General features: G+C 66.3%; 22 protein-coding genes and 1 tRNA gene. 10 read left to right on the forward strand and 13 right to left on the reverse strand.

Annotated elements, in window-relative coordinates; genetic code table 11:
- Nucleotides 1-47 precede the first annotated feature (47 nt).
- Nucleotides 48-1,040: a DMT family transporter gene (locus tag F8O07_RS00800; protein WP_158030286.1), complete on the forward strand. Its 993-nt coding sequence runs from the start codon at nt 48-50 to the stop codon at nt 1,038-1,040.
- Between the two features lie 30 nt (nt 1,041-1,070).
- Here F8O07_RS00800 and F8O07_RS00805 read toward each other — a convergent pair whose 3' ends face one another.
- The 3 genes from F8O07_RS00805 to rplJ all read right to left on the reverse strand — a co-directional run bounded on the left by F8O07_RS00805 (nt 1,071) and on the right by rplJ (nt 3,492).
- A complete protein-coding gene (locus F8O07_RS00805; RefSeq protein WP_158030287.1) occupies nt 1,071-2,267 on the reverse strand; it encodes a cystathionine gamma-synthase in 1,197 nt (398 codons plus the stop codon).
- 252 nt (nt 2,268-2,519) lie between these two features.
- Complete coding sequence (gene rplL / locus F8O07_RS00810) at nt 2,520-2,903, reverse strand: 50S ribosomal protein L7/L12 (protein WP_158030288.1); 384 nt, start codon at nt 2,901-2,903, stop codon at nt 2,520-2,522.
- A gap of 70 nt (nt 2,904-2,973) precedes the next feature.
- A complete protein-coding gene (gene rplJ, locus F8O07_RS00815; protein WP_158030289.1) occupies nt 2,974-3,492 on the reverse strand; it encodes a 50S ribosomal protein L10 in 519 nt (172 codons plus the stop codon).
- A gap of 493 nt (nt 3,493-3,985) precedes the next feature.
- Between rplJ and F8O07_RS00820 the strand changes: the two genes are divergently transcribed.
- Entirely contained in the window at nt 3,986-4,516 is a 531-nt protein-coding gene (locus tag F8O07_RS00820) for a DUF6882 domain-containing protein (RefSeq protein WP_158030290.1), read from the forward strand.
- 81 nt (nt 4,517-4,597) lie between these two features.
- On the forward strand, nt 4,598-5,200 hold the full coding sequence (locus F8O07_RS00825; protein ID WP_158030291.1) for a YqaJ viral recombinase family protein: 603 nt from the start codon (nt 4,598-4,600) through the stop codon (nt 5,198-5,200).
- A gap of 3 nt (nt 5,201-5,203) precedes the next feature.
- Here F8O07_RS00825 and aqpZ read toward each other — a convergent pair whose 3' ends face one another.
- From aqpZ to F8O07_RS00860, 7 genes are all read right to left on the reverse strand, one after another.
- Entirely contained in the window at nt 5,204-5,926 is a 723-nt protein-coding gene (aqpZ, locus tag F8O07_RS00830; RefSeq protein WP_158030292.1) for an aquaporin Z, read from the reverse strand.
- 299 nt (nt 5,927-6,225) lie between these two features.
- Nucleotides 6,226-6,930 (reverse strand): 50S ribosomal protein L1, encoded by a 705-nt coding sequence (rplA, locus tag F8O07_RS00835; protein WP_158030293.1) that lies wholly within the window; start codon nt 6,928-6,930, stop codon nt 6,226-6,228.
- 126 nt (nt 6,931-7,056) lie between these two features.
- Nucleotides 7,057-7,488: a 50S ribosomal protein L11 gene (rplK, locus tag F8O07_RS00840; RefSeq protein ID WP_158030294.1), complete on the reverse strand. Its 432-nt coding sequence runs from the start codon at nt 7,486-7,488 to the stop codon at nt 7,057-7,059.
- Between the two features lie 97 nt (nt 7,489-7,585).
- Nucleotides 7,586-8,410 carry a transcription termination/antitermination protein NusG gene (nusG, locus tag F8O07_RS00845; RefSeq protein WP_225733115.1) on the reverse strand — a complete coding sequence of 275 codons (825 nt, stop codon included), beginning with the start codon at nt 8,408-8,410 and terminating at the stop codon, nt 7,586-7,588.
- Between the two features lie 57 nt (nt 8,411-8,467).
- Nucleotides 8,468-8,740, reverse strand: coding sequence for a preprotein translocase subunit SecE (gene secE, locus F8O07_RS00850; protein WP_158030296.1), 273 nt, complete (start codon nt 8,738-8,740; stop codon nt 8,468-8,470).
- Between the two features lie 62 nt (nt 8,741-8,802).
- A tRNA-Trp gene (locus F8O07_RS00855) sits at nt 8,803-8,875 on the reverse strand.
- A 207-nt stretch (nt 8,876-9,082) separates the two neighbouring features.
- The gene (locus tag F8O07_RS00860) at nt 9,083-9,529 is read right to left on the reverse strand and encodes a hypothetical protein (RefSeq protein WP_158030297.1); all 447 of its coding nucleotides are present in this window, start codon (nt 9,527-9,529) and stop codon (nt 9,083-9,085) included.
- Between the two features lie 280 nt (nt 9,530-9,809).
- Here F8O07_RS00860 and F8O07_RS00865 point away from each other — a divergent pair, with 280 nt between their 5' ends.
- From F8O07_RS00865 to F8O07_RS00875, 3 genes are read left to right on the forward strand one after another with little or no spacing between them, the layout of a single operon-like run.
- The gene (locus tag F8O07_RS00865; protein WP_225733116.1) at nt 9,810-11,015 is read left to right on the forward strand and encodes a pyridoxal phosphate-dependent aminotransferase; all 1,206 of its coding nucleotides are present in this window, start codon (nt 9,810-9,812) and stop codon (nt 11,013-11,015) included.
- Between the two features lie 29 nt (nt 11,016-11,044).
- A complete protein-coding gene (locus tag F8O07_RS00870; RefSeq protein WP_158030299.1) occupies nt 11,045-11,431 on the forward strand; it encodes a phage holin family protein in 387 nt (128 codons plus the stop codon).
- Entirely contained in the window at nt 11,428-11,652 is a 225-nt protein-coding gene (locus F8O07_RS00875) for a DUF3618 domain-containing protein (protein WP_158030300.1), read from the forward strand. The genes F8O07_RS00870 and F8O07_RS00875 overlap by 4 nt, the downstream gene beginning before the upstream one ends.
- 7 nt (nt 11,653-11,659) lie before the next feature.
- Here the strand turns inward: F8O07_RS00875 and F8O07_RS00880 are convergent, their stop codons facing one another.
- From F8O07_RS00880 to F8O07_RS00890, 3 genes are read right to left on the reverse strand one after another with little or no spacing between them, the layout of a single operon-like run.
- Nucleotides 11,660-12,844, reverse strand: a complete 1,185-nt coding sequence (locus F8O07_RS00880) for a UDP-N-acetylmuramate dehydrogenase (RefSeq protein ID WP_225733117.1) — start codon at nt 12,842-12,844, stop codon at nt 11,660-11,662.
- Entirely contained in the window at nt 12,841-13,347 is a 507-nt protein-coding gene (locus F8O07_RS00885) for a MaoC/PaaZ C-terminal domain-containing protein (RefSeq protein WP_158030301.1), read from the reverse strand. Before F8O07_RS00885 ends, F8O07_RS00880 begins: the two co-directional genes overlap by 4 nt.
- Complete coding sequence (locus tag F8O07_RS00890) at nt 13,344-13,856, reverse strand: MaoC family dehydratase N-terminal domain-containing protein (protein WP_318655784.1); 513 nt, start codon at nt 13,854-13,856, stop codon at nt 13,344-13,346. The genes F8O07_RS00885 and F8O07_RS00890 overlap by 4 nt, the downstream gene beginning before the upstream one ends.
- A 48-nt stretch (nt 13,857-13,904) precedes the next feature.
- Here F8O07_RS00890 and F8O07_RS00895 point away from each other — a divergent pair, with 48 nt between their 5' ends.
- From F8O07_RS00895 to F8O07_RS00910, 4 genes are read left to right on the forward strand one after another with little or no spacing between them, the layout of a single operon-like run.
- Nucleotides 13,905-14,684, forward strand: a complete 780-nt coding sequence (locus tag F8O07_RS00895) for an AzlC family ABC transporter permease (RefSeq protein WP_192496569.1) — start codon at nt 13,905-13,907, stop codon at nt 14,682-14,684.
- The gene (locus tag F8O07_RS00900; RefSeq protein WP_158030303.1) at nt 14,681-14,995 is read left to right on the forward strand and encodes an AzlD domain-containing protein; all 315 of its coding nucleotides are present in this window, start codon (nt 14,681-14,683) and stop codon (nt 14,993-14,995) included. The genes F8O07_RS00895 and F8O07_RS00900 overlap by 4 nt, the downstream gene beginning before the upstream one ends.
- Before the next feature lie 17 nt (nt 14,996-15,012).
- The gene (locus F8O07_RS00905; protein ID WP_158030304.1) at nt 15,013-15,813 is read left to right on the forward strand and encodes a DUF4232 domain-containing protein; all 801 of its coding nucleotides are present in this window, start codon (nt 15,013-15,015) and stop codon (nt 15,811-15,813) included.
- The gene (locus F8O07_RS00910) at nt 15,810-16,652 is read left to right on the forward strand and encodes an alpha/beta fold hydrolase (protein WP_225733118.1); all 843 of its coding nucleotides are present in this window, start codon (nt 15,810-15,812) and stop codon (nt 16,650-16,652) included. Before F8O07_RS00905 ends, F8O07_RS00910 begins: the two co-directional genes overlap by 4 nt.
- The last annotated feature ends 8 nt before the right edge of the window (nt 16,653-16,660 follow it).

Here is a 16,660-nt window from a genome sequence, read left to right on the forward strand (position 1 = left end):
CTGCGAGCGTTCTTCACGGCGCCCCGACGCAGTGAACAGGAGCTCCCATGGCATCCCCCGGCACGCCATCGACCACGCCGCCCGCCGCACCATCGCGAGCACGGCTGGTTCTCGACGCCCTGATCACCGTTGCCGCAGGCCTGACCATGCCGGTGCAGTCCCGCATGAACGGCGCCCTGGCCAGCGAGATCAGCGACCCCGTCTTCGCGGCGTTCGTGAGCTTCGGGTCGGGATTCGTGCTGCTGACGGTGCTGCTGGTGCTGCCCGGCAACCGGCGTGCGCTCAGTGCGCTGTGGGCGGCGATCCGCAGTCGACGGATGCAGCCGTGGCTCATCGTGGCCGGCGCGCTGGGTGCGTGGCTGGTGATCGCGCAGAGCATCAGCGTGGGGGTGTTCGGCGTGGCGCTGTTCATGATCTCTCTGATCGCGGGGCAGACCGTGAGCGGGCTGCTCGTCGACCGATTCGGCTTTCTGTCCGACCGGAGGCAGCCCCTGACGCCCATGCGAGTCATCTCTGCCGCCGTCACCATCGTGGCGGTGGTGTGGTCGGTGTCGGGCAGCATTCCCGCCGGGCTCGCCGTCGGCACGATGCTGCTCACCGCGCTGCTGCCGCTGAGCGCCGGCATTCTCAGCGGGTTTCAGCAGGCCATGAACGGGCGCATCGCCACGATCACCAGAGCACCTTTCAGCGCGACCTACATGAACTTCGTGGCCGGCAGCGTCGCCCTGCTCGTCGTCACGCTGATCGAACGCACCTCGCGCGGGCTGGCAATCGTGCCGCAGCTGCCGGGGGTGTGGTGGATGTATCTCGGCGGTGCCATGGGCATCGTCTTCATCTTCACCGGTGCGCATATGGTGCCACGCATCGGCGTGCTGCGCTTCACCATCGCCGCGATCGGCGGGCAGCTGCTCGGCTCGCTGCTGCTCGACTGGGTCTGGCCGACGTCGACGGCCGGTGTCTCGTTCGCAGCGATCGGCGGCGCCGTGCTCACGTTCGGCGCCATCGCACTGTCTGCGCTGCCTGATGTGCGGCGGCGGTAGAGACGGCGGTCGAGACCGGGCTCGAGCCGATCAGATCTGGTCGAGCGCCTGGGAGAGATCGGCCTGCAGGTCGTCGACGCCCTCGATGCCGACCGAGAGGCGCACGACGTTCAGCGGCACCGCGAGGGGCGTGCCCTTGACCGACGCATGGGTCATCTCTGACGGATAGTTGATCAGCGACTCGACACCGCCGAGACTCTCGCCGAGCACGAACAGCTTCGTGCTCTCGGCGAATGTGCGGGCGGCCTGCTCGCCGCCGGCGACGGCCACCGAGACCATGCCGCCGAAGCCCCCGTGCATCTGCTTCGCCGCGACGTCGTGGCCGGGGTGGCCGGGCAGCCCCGGATAGAAGGCCTGCTCGATCTTGGGATGCGATGAGAGCCATTCTGCGAGCTGCTGCGCGTTCTCGGAGTGACGCTGCACACGCACGCCGAGCGTCTTGATGCCGCGCAGTGTGAGCCAGCAGTCGAAGGGCGACGAGATCGCGCCCAGAGCGTACTGGCTGAACCAGAGCCGGTCTTCGTACTCGTCTGTGGCGAGAACCACCGCACCTCCGACCACGTCGGAGTGCCCGCCCAGGTACTTCGTCGTGGAGTGCACGACGAAGTCGGCGCCCAGGCTGATGGGCTGCTGCAGCACGGGCGATGCGAAGGTGTTGTCGACGACCACCAGAGCGCCCGACTGATGGGCGATCTCGGCGAGTGCGGCGACGTCGCTGATCTGCATCATGGGGTTCGTCGGTGTCTCGATCCAGACCACGCGCGGCTGGGCCTCTTCGATCACGCCGCGGGCGAGGTCGACGTCAGAGAGATCGGTCTCGACTGAGTGCACACCCCATTCGCCCCAGATCTTCGCGATCAGACGATGCGTGCCGCCGTAGACGTCGTTGCCACTGACCACGGTGTCTCCGGGCTTCAGCAGTGTGCGCAGCAGGGCGTCTTCGGCAGCCAGACCAGAGCTGAAGCTCAACGCCGCTGCTCCGTTCTCGAGCGAGGCGAGGCTCACCTGCAGGGCGTCGCGAGTCGGGTTGCTCATGCGGCCGTACTCATAGCCATGGCGTCCGTGCCCGATGCCGTCCTGCACATACGTCGACGTCTGGTAGATGGGCGGCACGACCGACCCGGTCTCTTTGTCGGGGTCGAGCCCCACGTGCACAGCGCGCGTCGCCATGTCGGCGTCTCGGAATCGTTCGCGATTGTCGAAGAATCCCTCAGCGTGCTGTGCCATCTGCGCTCCTGTGCTCGGAAGATCATGCCCTGCCAGTCTAGGCCGGGCGGGCATCTGTCGTCGCCGGCGAACTCTGCACCGCAGACGCCTCTGCCAGTAGACAGAGAAGACCGCCCGGAGCACTGTCACGAATGACAGGTCCGGGCGGTCTTTCAGGGGTTCGGCTCAGATCGGGATCAGACCCGGCTCGTCACCGACGCTCGCTGCGTGCAGGCGACCGAAGACGGCCGCTCACTCAGTCGAGCGATCGACTCACTTGAGGGTGACCTTGCCGCCTGCAGCCTCGATGTCGGCCTTGGCCTTCTCGGCGGTCTCCTTGTTGGCAGCCTCGAGAACGGTCGCAGGAGCGCCGTCGACGAGAGCCTTGGCCTCGCCCAGGCCCAGGCTGGTCAGGGCGCGAACAGCCTTGATGACCTGGATCTTCTTGTCGCCAGCAGCCTCGAGAACGACGTCGAACTCAGTCTTCTCTTCAGCAGCCTCGGCGTCGCCGCCGGCAGCCGGGGCAGCAGCCACGGCGACGGGAGCGGCAGCGGTGACCTCGAAGGTCTCCTCGAATGCCTTGACGAAATCGTTGAGCTCGATGAGGGTGAGCTCCTTGAAGGCCGCGATGAGCTCTTCAGTTGACAGCTTTGCCATGATGGTTCCTTTATCTCAGATGTCTGATGTGTGGTTTGCGGATGAAACCGTGGTGAAGACCGAAGAGGTCTTACGCCTCGGCCTCTTCTTTCTTCTGACGCAGCGCGTCGACCGCGCGAGCGGCCTGCGACAGCGGTGCGTTGAACAGGTATGCGGCACCGAACAGCGAGGCCTTGAACGCGCCGGCAAGCTTTGCCAGCAGCACTTCGCGGGTCTCGAGATCGGCAAGCTTCTGCACGTCTTCGGGAGTCAGAGCGGCGCCATCGAAGTAGCCGTTCTTGAGCACCAGAAGAGGATTCTCTTTGCTGAAGTCACGCAGCGCCTTGGCCACAGGGACCACGTCGCCGTGCACGAACACCAGCGCGCTCGGGCCGGCGAGAGCATCGTCGAATGCGTCGATGCCCGCCTCCTTCGCGGCGATCTTCGCGAGCGTGTTCTTCACCACAGAGAACGTGGCATTCTCACGGATTGAATCGCGGATCTTCTTCAGATCTGCAACCGTGAGGCCGCGATACTCGGTCAGCAGCACTGCGCTTGAGCTACGGAATTCCTCCGTCAGCTCGGCGACTGCAGCTTCCTTGTTCGCCATTGCACTCCTCGTGATGTCATGCCGGCGGCCCGATGCCCACAAGAATGAAAAAAGCTCCGACGTAGATGTCGGAGCTCGACGCACGACGCGTTCGACACGGTCGTGCATGTTGTTCGTTCACCTACGCGGGTCGTCACTCTCGTGACCTTCGCCTGTCGCAAGACAGGAACCGGCGGTCTTTGGCCGTCGATCAGCTTACCGGTTCTCAGGAGTCGACACAAGCGGGTCTTCGACCGGCGTTTCCACCCGGACGCTGGATCCTCGTATCGCTGAGAGCACTCCACCGCACGCACGTGCGTACCTACGCGAGAGCGCATACCCCTATCCCTTGAGAACAAGGGGAGTTGTCCACAGTTGCCTGATTCCAGTTGCAGTCTGCACGAACTCCGGTGGAATGGGACTGACGCGGTCGTCAGAGGAGCCGACCCGTCCTGGCCTCTCACTTTGGCGGTCAGTTGAGCCGCGGACGCGGCTCAGGGGGGGGGAAACGCTGATGATCAATGCCTATTGTCCACGCTGCCATCTGCCGCTGAGCGCCCATGAGCGAGGCTGCCCCGCGCCCGAGGCGAACTCGTTGTCGTTGAATCGGCTGGCGCAGATCGGGCTCAGACATCTCGACCGTGCATCGCGTGCGCACCTGATGCGATGGGGCATCGGGGGTGAGCGTCACGTCGAGTTCGACATCGCCACCGGGCAGCTGACCTGGTGGTTCGACGACGCTCGAAGGTTCCGGGCGCCCGCGCAGGTCGTCGGGCTGTATCGCGCTGCACAAGGCGTCTTCTGCTGGGGCTCGACCCTCGGGTTCTCCTGTGCGGCCACCCGAGTCAGCGAGCAGATCGCCCGGCAGACGCATTGTGACGACTGGACCCGGCTTCTGCACCAGCCGCTGCCCTGCAGTCACAGAGAGGCGCAGGCCATCTCTGCCGCAGCGATGGTGCTCTGCCGAGCCCACGGCGTACAGGAGGCGCCGGCTACGCCCGGCACCTCGTGGTACACCGTGTTCAGCCTGCGCGGCCTGGGCTGATCGGTCTGTGCCAGTACGCCGGTCTGTGCCAGTACGCCGATTCTGCGTCAGTCTGCGAGAGCGGTGGCTAGGCTGGAGGGCGTGACTCACGTTCCCGACTTTCTGCGCTCCCGCGTGCTCGCCGACAGCCACGATCGCATCAGCTGGCTCAAGGCCCGCAGCTTCGGCATCACCGCGACCGACGCAGCGCACCTCGCGACCCCGCGATCGGTGGAGGGCGTGGTGCGGTCGAAGTGCGACCCGCACGGATTCTCGGGGAACGCCTACACCGACTACGGTCGCGAACGCGAGCCGGTAATCGCCGAGTGGATGCGACAGAACTTCGGGCTGCACACCAGCACGGTGCTCTTTCGCTCGGACGGCAACGCCCGCCATCTGGCGACGCCGGACGGCATCAACGAATGCAACGGATGCAGCGACCTGCTGCTGGCCGAGATCAAGACCAGCACGAAGCCGATCGAGAAGCTGCCCCGCACCTACCTGCGCCAGATCTGGTGGCAGCAGTACGTGATGGGCGCCCAGCGCACGCTGCTGGTCTGGGAGCAGCACGAGAACTTCCGCCCTTTGGGCGACCCGATCACCCGCTGGATCGACCGAGACGATCAGCAGATCGCGAAGCTCGTGCAGCTCGCTGACGAGACCCTGGCCCGGCTCGACGCCGTGCCAGAGCCCGCCTTCGTCTGACCGCTACTTGCGCTCGCCGGTGACCAGCGCGTAGGTCACACCGGCGAAGATCGCACCGAGAACAGGCGCCAGGATGAACAGCCAGAGCTGCACCAGTGCGTCACCGCCCACGAAGATCGCCGGAGCGATCGAACGCGCGGGGTTGACCGAGGTGTTGGTCACCGGGATCGAGATCAGGTGGATGAGGGCGAGCGTCAAGCCGATGGCCAACGGTGCGAATCCTGCCGCTGCGCGCTTTCCGGTCACGCCGATGATCACGTAGAGGAAGATCGCGGTGAGCACGAACTCGATCACGAACGCCGGCAGCATGCCGTACCCCTCAGGCGAATGCGCTCCGTACCCGTTGGTGGCGAAGCCGTCGCTCAGGCTGAAGCCAGCGCGGCCCGAAGCGATCACGAGCAGCACCGCCGAGCCGACGATGCCCCCGACGATCTGGGCGGCGACGTAGGGCAGCACGTGCTTCCAGGAGAATCGGCCGGCTGCGGCGAGACCGATGGTGACCGCCGGGTTGAAGTGACCGCCGGAGACCGGGCCGAAGGCATAGGCGCCGACCACCACGGTCAGGCCGAACGCCAGAGCCACGCCGAGATAGCCGATGCCGTGGTCGACCGTCGCGGCCAGCACGGCTGCGCCCGTGCCGCCGAAGACGAGCAGGAACGTGCCGAGAAACTCCGCACCGAGCTGATTGCCGAGCTTCGGTGTGGGAAGTGTGGTGGTGTCACTCATGACTGGATCCTCCTATGGATCATGCTCTGGTTCAAACTGCAGAACGCCCTCTGGAGCGTTCCATGCGATTGGGAAGGGCTCAATGATGATGTCCCCCCATCTCAAGTATGGCGAAGTCGACGATCTCTGCCCACTCGCACCGTGCAGAGAGTCTCGATGCGTCCGAGCACACGAGTGGCTGACGAGATGTGGGCCCACGACGCCAGGACACGTCCGGCGCACATCGCCGAGAAAGCCCCGCACGCTCAGTGAGGGTGCGGGGCTTTCTCGAATGCGCACGGTCAGGACGACCGGTGCGACTACTTGGCCGGAACGACCAGTGCGTTGACGTCGAGCGGGATGCCCGGGCCGAAGGTCGTCGAGACGACACCCTTGGTCACATAGCGGCCCTTGGCAGCCGAAGGCTTCAGACGGATGATCTCGTCGAGCGCAGCCTGGATGTTCTGCGTCAGCGCCTCGGGGGTGAACGATGCCTTGCCGACGATGAAGTGCACGTTGGCGTGCTTGTCGGTGCGGAACTCGATCTTGCCGCCCTTGATGTCGGTGACGGCCTTCGCCGGGTCGGTGGTGACCGTACCGGTCTTGGGGTTCGGCATCAGACCGCGAGGGCCGAGCACCTTACCGAGGCGACCGACCTTGCCCATCAGGTCAGGGGTCGCGACGGCCGCGTCGAAGTCGGTCCAGCCTCCCTGCACCTTGGCGATGAGCTCGTCGCTGCCGACCTCGTCGGCGCCGGCGGCCGCAGCTGCGTCGGCCGCGTCGCCGTTGGCGAACACGATCACGCGGGCGGTCTTACCAGTGCCGTTCGGCAGGCTGACGGTGCCACGCACCAGCTGGTCGGCTTTGCGAGGATCGACGCTGAGCTTCAGCGCCACCTCGACGGTTGAATCGGTCTTGGCCGATCCGGTCTCACGGGCGAGGGCGACAGCCTCCGCCGGAGTGTAGAACTTGCCGGGCTCGATCTTCTCGGCCGCGGCCACATAGGCTTTTGAACGCCTGGTCATCTGCTTCTCCTGTATGTCTCGGGGATGGCTCCCCGTTGCAGTGTTTGGTGCAGTCGTGGTTCATCGGGTCGGCGTGACCCTCCCACTCCTGTCTGGTGCGCCGTCGAGGGCCGACGGCGGTGAGAACTACTTCTTGATGGTGATGCCCATCGAGCGCGCCGTGCCCTCGATGATCTTCGCCGCGTTCTCGATGTCGTTCGCGTTGAGGTCGTCGAACTTGGTCTGAGCGATCTCTTTGGCCTGCTCGTGCGTGATCGAGCCCACCTTGTCGGTGTGCGGCACGCCGGAGCCCTTGGGCACACCTGCTGCCTTGAGGATCAGCTTCGCTGCAGGCGGGGTCTTGAGCTCGAACGTGAACGAACGGTCTTCGTACACGGTGATCTCGACCGGGACCACATTGCCGCGCTGAGACTCAGTCGCGGCGTTGTAGGCCTTGCAGAAATCCATGATGTTCACGCCATGCTGGCCCAGTGCCGGGCCGATGGGCGGTGCGGGGTTCGCTGCACCAGCTTCGATCTGAAGCTTGATGAAACCCACCGCTTTCTTCTTCGGTGCCATTTTCTTTCCTTCTTACCTATGTTCTCTCCGCGTTCTGCACGGAAAGTCTGTGACGAGTCGGCGACGACGCATCAGGATGCGCCGCGTTTGCGCCGCCTCAGAGCTGTTTGGTGACCTGGTCGAACGAGAGCTCGACCGGAGTCTCGCGCTCGAAGAGCGAGACGAGCACGGTGAGCTTGCCGCTGGTCGTGTTGATCTCGCTGATCGTGCCGGGCAGGCCCGCGAACGAGCCTTCTTTAATGGTGATGGTCTCACCGATCTCGAAGTCGACGTCGACCGGGATGACCCGAGCGGGCTGTGCCTTCGACTTCTTCGACTTGGGCGTGGCGCCCTGCTCGGTCTCGGCGGCCTTCTCGGCCTCGGCCTGCGCCTCCTGCACCACAGTGGTCTTCAGCATGTCGAAGACCTCTTTGCGGCGCAGCGGCAGCGGGTCATGTGCATTGCCCACGAAGCCGGTCACACCCGGGGTGCGGCGCACCAGCTCCCATGAGTCTTCGTTGAGGAACATGCGGACGAGCACGTAGCCGGGGATGCGCACGCGCTTGACGAGCTTGTACTGGCCGTTGCGAACCTCGCGCACGGTCTCGATCGGCACCTGCACCTCGAGCACGTCGTCGCCACCGGCCTGCGACTCACGGCGCTTCAGAATCGAGTTCTTGACGCTCTTCTCATAGCCGGCGTACGAGTGAATGACGTACCAGTCGCCTGCGGCACGCCGCAGCTCACGACGGAAGTCAGCCAGGACGCGTTCCTCGTCGCTGACTTCGGCGGCCTCGTCGGCATCCGCTTCGGCCGGTTCGACAGCCGCGGTCTCATCGGCAGAAGTCGCCTCAGCAGCGTCAGCCGTCGCCGCGGTCTCGGCTGTCGCCTCGTCGACCTGCGGAGTCTCGGTCACGGCCTGTTCAGTCTCTTCTTCTGCCACGTTCGTCTTCCTCGATTTGCTGCTATGGATGTGCCGGTGCTGTCAGACGACAGGCGCTCAGGCGCTGCGTTCGAACAGGAAGCCCACGCCCATGCCGAAGACGAAGTCCAGCAGAGTGATGATGGCCATCATGATCAGCACGAACACGAGCACGACCAGCGTCTGGTTGGTGAGCTCTTTGCGAGTCGGTGTGGTGACTTTTCTCAGCTCGCCGAAGACCTGACGAAAGAACAGGAAGAGACGCCCGAAGATGCCCCGAGCCTTGGCCCGGTCAGTCTCTGCGTTCTCGACCAGGTGCGCGTTCAGCTCGTCGCTCGACGCTGCAGCCATGTGGTTCCATCCCTCTCATCAACCGTGCCGGTGTGCACAGCACCCCGTTCACACGAGATGTGCAGGGCGGACAGGACTCGAACCTGCAACCTGCGGTTTTGGAGACCGCTGCTCTACCAATTGAGCCACCGCCCTTCACGTGGTTCACACGTGAGGCCCTCGATCTTCACCGACACGCGGTGCGCTGACGTCGAAGGCACAGTTCAGCTTGGTATCTGTCAATACCGTCTGCCAGTGTAGCGGGCTGCGCGCATCATGTCCATACGGCTGCTCCGACCCCTGCCGTGGGGTGGGCCGCACTTCCGATCGACTGTGCCGCAGCCCGCTCACCCGTTGCGCTGCTCAGAGTCCGCAGGTGTCGCGAAGAGTCTTGAGCTTGTCGGTGAAGTCTTTCGTCTTGTCGCTGAACTCAGTCGCCTTGGTCTGCAGCTGTTTCGCTGCCTCGACGTCAGTGACACTGGTGTCGATGCCGTTCGCGAAGTTCTCGGAATAGTAGTCCGAGACACCGCGGGCCGAAGTCGCAGCGTCGTCGACCAACGGTTTGACCTCTTCGTTGCTGATGCCGGAGGCAGCGTTCTCCAGCGTGCTCGCCACATCGGAGAGCGCATCTTTGGCCGCACCGGAGCGCACTTCTGACGCGCTCGGCGTCTGAATGTCGCTGCCGTCGATGTTGCGCAGCTGCGTGCAGGCGTCGTCCTTCGACTGCGCTGTGCTGCAGGCGCTCAGCGAGAGCACGGCTGCGAGCGCCACAGCGGCGGCGGCGCCGGTCTGGATGAATCGGTTTCTCATGGCTGCTCCTCTTGGCTGTCAGCGTTCGGCTGAACGCTGTTGACCCTCACCTGCTCAGAGTCCTCTTTGTCCTGTTCCGCCTCGCGCTGTTCAGCGAGGCCAGGAGCGACGCCGCCACGAGGTTGGGACATTCTCTCATGGACGCGCCCTCTCACCAGGTATGCAATCGCGGGCACCCGACGACGGTGCGCACAGAAACTCAAGTGCATTCTGCAACTCAGTGCATTCTGCGCGCGTCGACTGTGGCCGCGACCGACCACCTGCTCGTAGACTGGAGGCCGTGAGCACTGAACTTCCTCTCTCCCCACGCATCCTGGCCATCAACGAATCAGCCACTCTGAAGGTCGACGCGAAGGCGAAGGCCCTGAAGGCATCCGGCCGACCGGTGATCAGCTACGGAGCCGGCGAGCCGGACTTCTCGACGCCGGCCAACATCGTCGACGCCGCACGTCACGCGCTCGACGACCCCGGCAACTTTCGCTACACGCCCGCGGCCGGTCTGCCCGACCTGCGCAAAGCAGTCGTGGCGAAGACGCAGCGCGACAGCGGCCTGACGGTTGACCCCTCGCAGGTGGTCATCACGAACGGCGGCAAGCAGGCCGTCTATGAGGCGTTCGCGGCGCTCGTCGGCGAGGGTGACGAAGTCATCCTTCCCGCGCCCTACTGGACGACCTACCCCGAGGCGATCCGCCTCGCCGGCGGCACCCCGGTCGAGGTCTTCGCTGGCGCAGACCAGGGCTATCGCGTGACGGTCGATCAGCTCGAAGCGGCCCGCACTGAGCGCACCCGACTCGTGCTCTTCGTCTCGCCCTCGAACCCCACGGGCGCGGTGTACACGCGAGAGCAGACCGAGGCGATCGCACGCTGGGCGGTCGAGCACGACATCTGGATTCTCGCCGACGAGATCTATCAGAACCTGACCTATGACGGAGTGACCGCGACCAGCATCGCCTCGGTCATCCCCGAGGCCGCCGACAACACCGTGCTGGTCAACGGCGTCGCCAAGACCTACGCGATGACCGGCTGGCGAGTCGGCTGGCTTGTCGGCCCGCAGCGGGTGGCCAAGGCCGTCTCGAACCTGCAGTCGCACCTCACATCGAACGTGTCGAACGTGTCGCAGCGCGCGGCCGTCGAGGCCCTGACCGGCCCGCAGGATGCTGTGGCCGAGATGCGCGCGGCGTTCGACCGCCGCCGTCGCCTCATCGTCGACGAGCTGTCGAAGATCGACGGATTCGTCGTTCCGGTGCCCGAGGGTGCGTTCTACGCCTACCCAGATGTGACCGGGGTGCTCGGCCGCGAATGGCATGGCGTGACGCCCACCACGACGCTCGAGCTGGCCGATCTGCTGCTCGACCAGACCGACGTCGCGGTCGTGCCGGGCGAGGCCTTCGGGCGCAGCGGTTACCTGCGTCTCTCATACGCGCTCGACGACGAGTCACTGCTCGAAGGCGTGCACCGTCTGCAGCGATTCTTCAGCGTAGACTGAGGGCCGGACTCAAGGAAGGCGACACGATCATGACTGAGAGACGCCCGATCAGCACTCTGTTGGGAGACATCTCGACCGGCGTGCAGGATCTCGTTCACCAGGAGATCGAACTGGCGAAGGCCGAACTCCGCGACTCAGGCCGCAACGCCGGCATCGGCGGCGCGCTGTTCATCGGTGCAGGCGCCATCGTCGTCTTCGCTCTGCTCTTTCTGTCGCTCGGCGCCTGGTGGGGGCTCGGGCTGCTGGTCGGCAACGGCTGGTCGGGACTGATCCTCGGGGTGTTCTGGCTGATCGTCGCAGGACTCGCCGTGCTCGTCGGCGTCAAGCGGTTCAAGAAGGTCAAAGGCGCACCGAAGACCGTCGAGTCGGTGCGCGGCATCGTCAGCACCATCACCCCGAACAGGAGCGAGCGATGAGCAACACCGACCTCGGCCAGGGCCTCTCAGAGGTCGAGCGCATTCAGGCGAAGATCGAGCACACCCAGCGTCTGCTCTCGGCCGACATCACCGAGCTCACCGCTCGTGCGAATCCGTCAGAATACTCGCGCAAGCTGAAGCGCTTCGGCAAGACCGCAGCGATCGTCGGCAGCTCGGCATTGGGCGTGCTGCTGGCCGCACGGATCTTCCGCCGCCGCTGAGGCCGGCTCAGTTCTCGCCGAATCCCAGCAGAATCGGCTCGGGCTGCAGCGCGATGCCGAATTCGTTGGCCACCCGCGTCTGCACGAACGTGGCGAGTTCGACGACTTGGCGGGCGGTCGCGCCACCGCGATTAGTGATCGCCAGCGTATGCCGAGAGCTGATGCCCGCCTGTGACCCTGGCAGCGCGAAGCTGCGGTGCACTCCTGCGTGCTCGATCAGCCATCCGGCACTCAGCTTGACCAGACGCCGACCGCTCTGTCGCCCCTGCTGACCGGCTGCGTACAGCTCGTCGCCGCGAAAGCGATCGAGCGGGATCACCGCTGCGACAGCGGCATCCCCTGCGTCGCTCGCGGGCGCGCTCGCCGAGCCGGTCGACGATTGCCCGTTCAGCGCTTCTTCCGAGACGGGCCAGCGCGGGGCATCCGCCGGCAGCCCGTTCGCGAACGAGGCGTGCACGATCGGGTTCGTGAAGAACGACCCGCAGCCGTGCGAGTCGATGTCTGTCGGGTCGTAGACCATGCCTTTGCCGCGACGCAGGCTCAGCACCGTGTCACGCACCTGCTGCACCGGTGCGCGATGCCCGACCTCGACGCCGAGTGCCGCTGCCAGCTGGGCATACTGCACCGGGGCTGAGAGCCCGTCGCCGTGCAGCCGCAGGGTGATCGCTGTCACGACACCTTCGAGCTCTCCGCGTTTGAAGGCACTGGTGCGGTAGCCAAGCCCCAAGTCGGCGGCTGAGATCGTACGCAGCTCACCGGTGGCGGCATCGGCGAAGTCGACAGAGACCAGTGCCTCACCCACCTCGTGCCCGTAGGCGCCGATGTTCTGAATCACCGCAGCCCCGGCGCGGCCGGGAACGCCGCTCAGCGCCTCGATGCCACCCAGGCCGGACTCGACCGTTCGAGCCACGAGGTCATCCCAGACCTCGCCGGCGGCCACATGCAGGTCGAGCACGCCCTCGGCGTGCACGCGAACGTCGGTGCCCTCGTTGCGCACCCGAAGCACGGCCCCCTCGAAGCCCTCATCGGCGACGACCAGATTCGACCCGCCGCCGAGCACCACGAATTCGTCATGCACGCCGTCGACCTCGCCGAGTGCCTCCAGGGCCTCGGCCGGTGTGGTGATCTCGAAGACACGCTCGGCCCCGCCGCCGACGCCCATCGTGGTCTCGTCGGCGAAGCGGAACGTCACAGCAGCACCTGCGCCAGCGCCTTGCCGAGCACCGTGCGACCTTCGAAGGTCGCGGTGATCGTGACCTTCGCGGCCTGTTTTCCGGTGTGCACGCCCTGCTCGATCGTCTCGATCGCCGTGATCTTGGCGCTCACCTGTACGTCGGCGCCCGTCTCGACGTCGACGAGCACCGGGCGAGTGAACCGCGCCTGGTAGTCGAAGACGCGGCCGGGATCGCCCGCGGCGACCCAGTCGACGACCGGCTGAATCGCGAGGCCCATGGTGAGCATGCCGTGGGCGAGCACGCTGGGCATACCTGCCTGCTTGGCCGCGTCGTCACGGTAGTGAATCGGGTTGAAGTCACCGGACGCCCCGGCATAGCGCACCAGGCTGTCGCGCGTGAGGTGCACGGTTCTCGGGCCGAACTCTGCGCCGACCTCGACCGCAGGCAGATCGCGGGTGTCTGCGGCGAGCTGCGACTCTGTGTGCGGCTCGACCTGAGGTGTCTGCTCTGCGTCGCTCATCGTGCGTCCTCCTTGCTGCCCTGGGCCGGCTCGGGCACCGTCTCGGGTGCCGACTCAGGCGCGGCCTCGGCCGGCTCCTCGCGAATCACGAAGGTCGCGATGGCAGTCGACACCAGCTGCTGGTCGCGGTCTCGAATCTTGGTGACCGTCGTGACCATGGCGTTGTGGCCGAGCCTGCGCACCGCGGTGACGGTGAGCTGAGCGGTCAGCTCGTCGCCGGCGACGATCGGCCGCTCGTGGATGAAGCGCTGGTCGCCGTGCACCAGACGGGTGAAGTCGATGCCCGCGTCGGGGTCGAAGAGCAGGCGCTGTTCGGCGCGCTGCGAGATGATCACAGCGAAGGTCGGCGGTGCGACGACCCCGCTGTATCCGCTGTCGAGGGCGACCCGCGGATCACGACTCAGCGCGCTGTTCGAGAACACCGCGGAGGCGAACTCGCGCACCTTCTCGCGTGCCACCAGATAGGGCTCTGTGGCCGGATACGTCTTGCCGGCAATGTTGAGATTCACCACGTCTTCAGTGTACCGATGCCGGCCCGGCACGCGATAATGGTCGCCATGCCCGAACACGAGCCGCGCACCGACGAGCACCCCGGTCGTTCCGGGGCCGACGATCGCCGCGAGGCCTGGCGCATGGGGCTGTCGGTGTCGATCGCCACGGCTCTCTACGGCATCAGCTTCGGAGCGCTCTCGGTGGCCGCGGGATTCACCACGGCGCAGTCGCTCGTGATGAGTCTGCTGCTCTTCACCGGCGGCTCGCAGTACGCGATCGTGGGCGTCGTGGCCACCGGCGGGTTCACCCCGGCCAGCGCGGTGAGCGCCATCGCCAGCTCGTCGCTGCTCGCCATGCGACACAGCCTCTACGGGCTGCAGCTAGCGCCGATCCTCGATCTGCCCGGGCTCCGTCGTCTCGTCGCTGCACAGTTCACCATCGACGAGACGGCCGCCGTCGCACTCGCACAGCCGACGAGGGCGGCGAAACGCCTCGGGTTCTGGGTGACCGCCGTCGGCGTCTACCTCGGCTGGGCGGCCATGACGCTGGTCGGCGCACTGATCGGCAAGCAGATTCCCGACCCCCGCGTCTGGGGGCTCGACGCGGCCGCGGCCGCGGCCTTCCTCGGTCTGCTCTGGCCGCGCCTTCGCGGCCGCGAACCGATTGCGATCGCGATCGCCGCCGCAGTCGTGGCACTGGCGCTCACGCCGACGACCCCCGCCGGCATCCCCGTGCTCGTCGCCGCTGCGGTCGGGCTCGCCATCGCCTCCTTCGGCGAGGCGCGACGCGGCAACCCTCGACGCCGACCGCGTGACCGACATGCAGATCGGGGCATGACACGATGAGCATCGCCTGGGTCATCATCCTCGTCTCGGCCGTGATCGCCTTCGGACTCAAGCTGACCGGCTATCTGATTCCGGCCGGAGTGCTCTCGTCGCCGCGTGTGCAGTCGGTGCTCGGCGGCGTCACCGTGGCGCTCTTGGGCGCACTGGTCGCCGTTCAGGCGTTCACCACGAACGGTGCGGTGGTGTTCGACGCCCGTGTGGTCGCCCTCGGCGTCGCCGCGCTGCTGCTGTGGATGCGAGCGCCCTTCATCGTGGTCGTGGTCGCAGGTGCGGCGGTCGCGGCGCTGCTGCGGCTCTGGCTGGGAATGTGACCGTTAGACTTCGGGGCATGGCCACGCCCGGAAAGCGCGCTCGCGCAGCACGTACGACCAGTCTGCTCATCCTGGCGGGCGTCACGCTCACCGCCTGCTCGAGCGTCGGCGCCGATCTGCCGCCACAGACGTCAGAGCCCCCGGCACCGGTCTCGATCACGCCGAACACCGACGCCGAGGTCTCACCCGGCTGGGATCAGCAGCCCGACACCGCAGTCACCCCGGACGCCGAGCTGGGCCAGGCCGAGGTCGACGCACTGCTGCGCAAGACCGCCTCGAACCCGGCGGCTTCGGTCAGACAGGCCTGCCTCCCCGAACAGATCACGTTCGCGTTCACTCAGAGCGACGCCGCGCTGGGCCATCGGTACGCCTCATTGGTGGCCGCGAACTCTTCGAACCGGTCCTGCACGGTGATCGGCTGGCCGGGCATCGGCGGCCGCGGCGAGTGGGGCAGTGCTTTCCTGCTCGACGTCGAGGACTCGCCGACCGATCCCTTCGCGAACGACGCCCCCAACATCGCTCAGCCGGTCACGCTGGCTCCCGGACAGGGCGCAAAGGCCACTCTCGAGTGGACCGGCGACCTGCGCGGCTCGCAGTCCGAGGCGCTTTCGAGCCTGGTCGTCCAGCTCGCCTCCGATCAGCACGCCAAGCTCTACTCTCCGCCGACCGATGACGCTGCGGCCGCCGCTATATCCGCCGCCACACCCGAGTGGGGCGGCTCTCGCATCGGAGTCGCTGGGCGCGACGAGATCGACATCGGCATGTCCACGACGGTGCGGGTCAGCACGTGGAAGCCCATAAACGGGCCGAGCCGATGACCAGCGCCGACCGCCGCACGACGAGCGGCCATCTCACGATCAACGGCCGCGAGATGTATGCCGAAGACACCCGCCCGCACGACGTCGAGGGCGAAGACGCCGGCTCTGCCGAGCGCGCCCCGGTGCTTCTGCTGCATGGCGGGTTCTGCTCGCTCGAATCGCTGCGCCCGCAGGCGGATGCTCTGGCCGCGGAACATCGCGTGCTCGCGTTCGAGCGGCCCGGTCACGGCCGAAGCGCCGATGTTCCCGGAGCGTTCGACTACGACCGAGGCGTGGACGACGTGCTCGCCTATCTCGATGCGATGGGCGTCGACCAGGCCCATGTCGTCGGCTACAGCGACGGCGCGATCATCGGGCTGCTGCTCGCGATGCGGCATCCGCAGCGGGTGCGCTCGCTCGTGGCCATCAGCGCGAACCTCGACCCCTCGGCCTTCGACATGGACGACGAGGCGGGCTCGTCGCCAGAGCCAGAGTCACAGCCAGAGCCAGAACCAGAACCGCAACAAGAGCAGCCGACGGTCGAACCGGGCAGCGAGCGCGACTGGTATCAGCGGCTCTCGCCAGACGGCCCGGAGCACGTCGACGTGGTGCTCGACAAGCTCATGGAGCTCTGGCGCACCGAGCCGCACATCGCTGCGGCCGACCTCGGCGCCGTCACCGCCCCGACACTCGTCATGGCCGCAGATCGCGATGCCGTTCCCGTCGAGCACACCCTGCTGATCGCGAAGTCGATTCCCGGCGCCCAGCTGTGCATCGTGCCGGGAGCCACACACGCGCTGGTCGCCGAACGCCCCGAGCTGATCAGCACGGTCATCGGCGACTTTCTGCACGGGCGCTGAGCCTGCGG

It is taken from the genome of Pseudoclavibacter sp. CFCC 13796 (assembly GCF_008831185.1).
In the GTDB taxonomy this organism is placed as follows: domain Bacteria; phylum Actinomycetota; class Actinomycetes; order Actinomycetales; family Microbacteriaceae; genus Pseudoclavibacter_A.

What these genes read in the sequence shown, in the direction of transcription:
- F8O07_RS00820 (WP_158030290.1), top strand. Translation starts at nt 3,986, where the DNA reads ATGATCAATGCCTATTGTCCACGCTGCCATCTGCCGCTGAGCGCCCAT.
- rplJ (WP_158030289.1), bottom strand. Translation starts at nt 3,492, where the DNA reads ATGGCGAACAAGGAAGCTGCAGTCGCCGAGCTGACGGAGGAATTCCGT.
- F8O07_RS00895 (WP_192496569.1), top strand. Translation starts at nt 13,905, where the DNA reads ATGCCCGAACACGAGCCGCGCACCGACGAGCACCCCGGTCGTTCCGGG.
- F8O07_RS00805 (WP_158030287.1), bottom strand. Translation starts at nt 2,267, where the DNA reads ATGGCACAGCACGCTGAGGGATTCTTCGACAATCGCGAACGATTCCGA.
- F8O07_RS00860 (WP_158030297.1), bottom strand. Translation starts at nt 9,529, where the DNA reads ATGAGAAACCGATTCATCCAGACCGGCGCCGCCGCCGCTGTGGCGCTC.
- F8O07_RS00885 (WP_158030301.1), bottom strand. Translation starts at nt 13,347, where the DNA reads ATGAGCGACGCAGAGCAGACACCTCAGGTCGAGCCGCACACAGAGTCG.
- secE (WP_158030296.1), bottom strand. Translation starts at nt 8,740, where the DNA reads ATGGCTGCAGCGTCGAGCGACGAGCTGAACGCGCACCTGGTCGAGAAC.
- rplL (WP_158030288.1), bottom strand. Translation starts at nt 2,903, where the DNA reads ATGGCAAAGCTGTCAACTGAAGAGCTCATCGCGGCCTTCAAGGAGCTC.
- rplA (WP_158030293.1), bottom strand. Translation starts at nt 6,930, where the DNA reads ATGACCAGGCGTTCAAAAGCCTATGTGGCCGCGGCCGAGAAGATCGAG.
- F8O07_RS00905 (WP_158030304.1), top strand. Translation starts at nt 15,013, where the DNA reads ATGGCCACGCCCGGAAAGCGCGCTCGCGCAGCACGTACGACCAGTCTG.
- rplK (WP_158030294.1), bottom strand. Translation starts at nt 7,488, where the DNA reads ATGGCACCGAAGAAGAAAGCGGTGGGTTTCATCAAGCTTCAGATCGAA.
- F8O07_RS00875 (WP_158030300.1), top strand. Translation starts at nt 11,428, where the DNA reads ATGAGCAACACCGACCTCGGCCAGGGCCTCTCAGAGGTCGAGCGCATT.
- F8O07_RS00800 (WP_158030286.1), top strand. Translation starts at nt 48, where the DNA reads ATGGCATCCCCCGGCACGCCATCGACCACGCCGCCCGCCGCACCATCG.
- F8O07_RS00910 (WP_225733118.1), top strand. Translation starts at nt 15,810, where the DNA reads ATGACCAGCGCCGACCGCCGCACGACGAGCGGCCATCTCACGATCAAC.
- aqpZ (WP_158030292.1), bottom strand. Translation starts at nt 5,926, where the DNA reads ATGAGTGACACCACCACACTTCCCACACCGAAGCTCGGCAATCAGCTC.
- F8O07_RS00870 (WP_158030299.1), top strand. Translation starts at nt 11,045, where the DNA reads ATGACTGAGAGACGCCCGATCAGCACTCTGTTGGGAGACATCTCGACC.
- F8O07_RS00900 (WP_158030303.1), top strand. Translation starts at nt 14,681, where the DNA reads ATGAGCATCGCCTGGGTCATCATCCTCGTCTCGGCCGTGATCGCCTTC.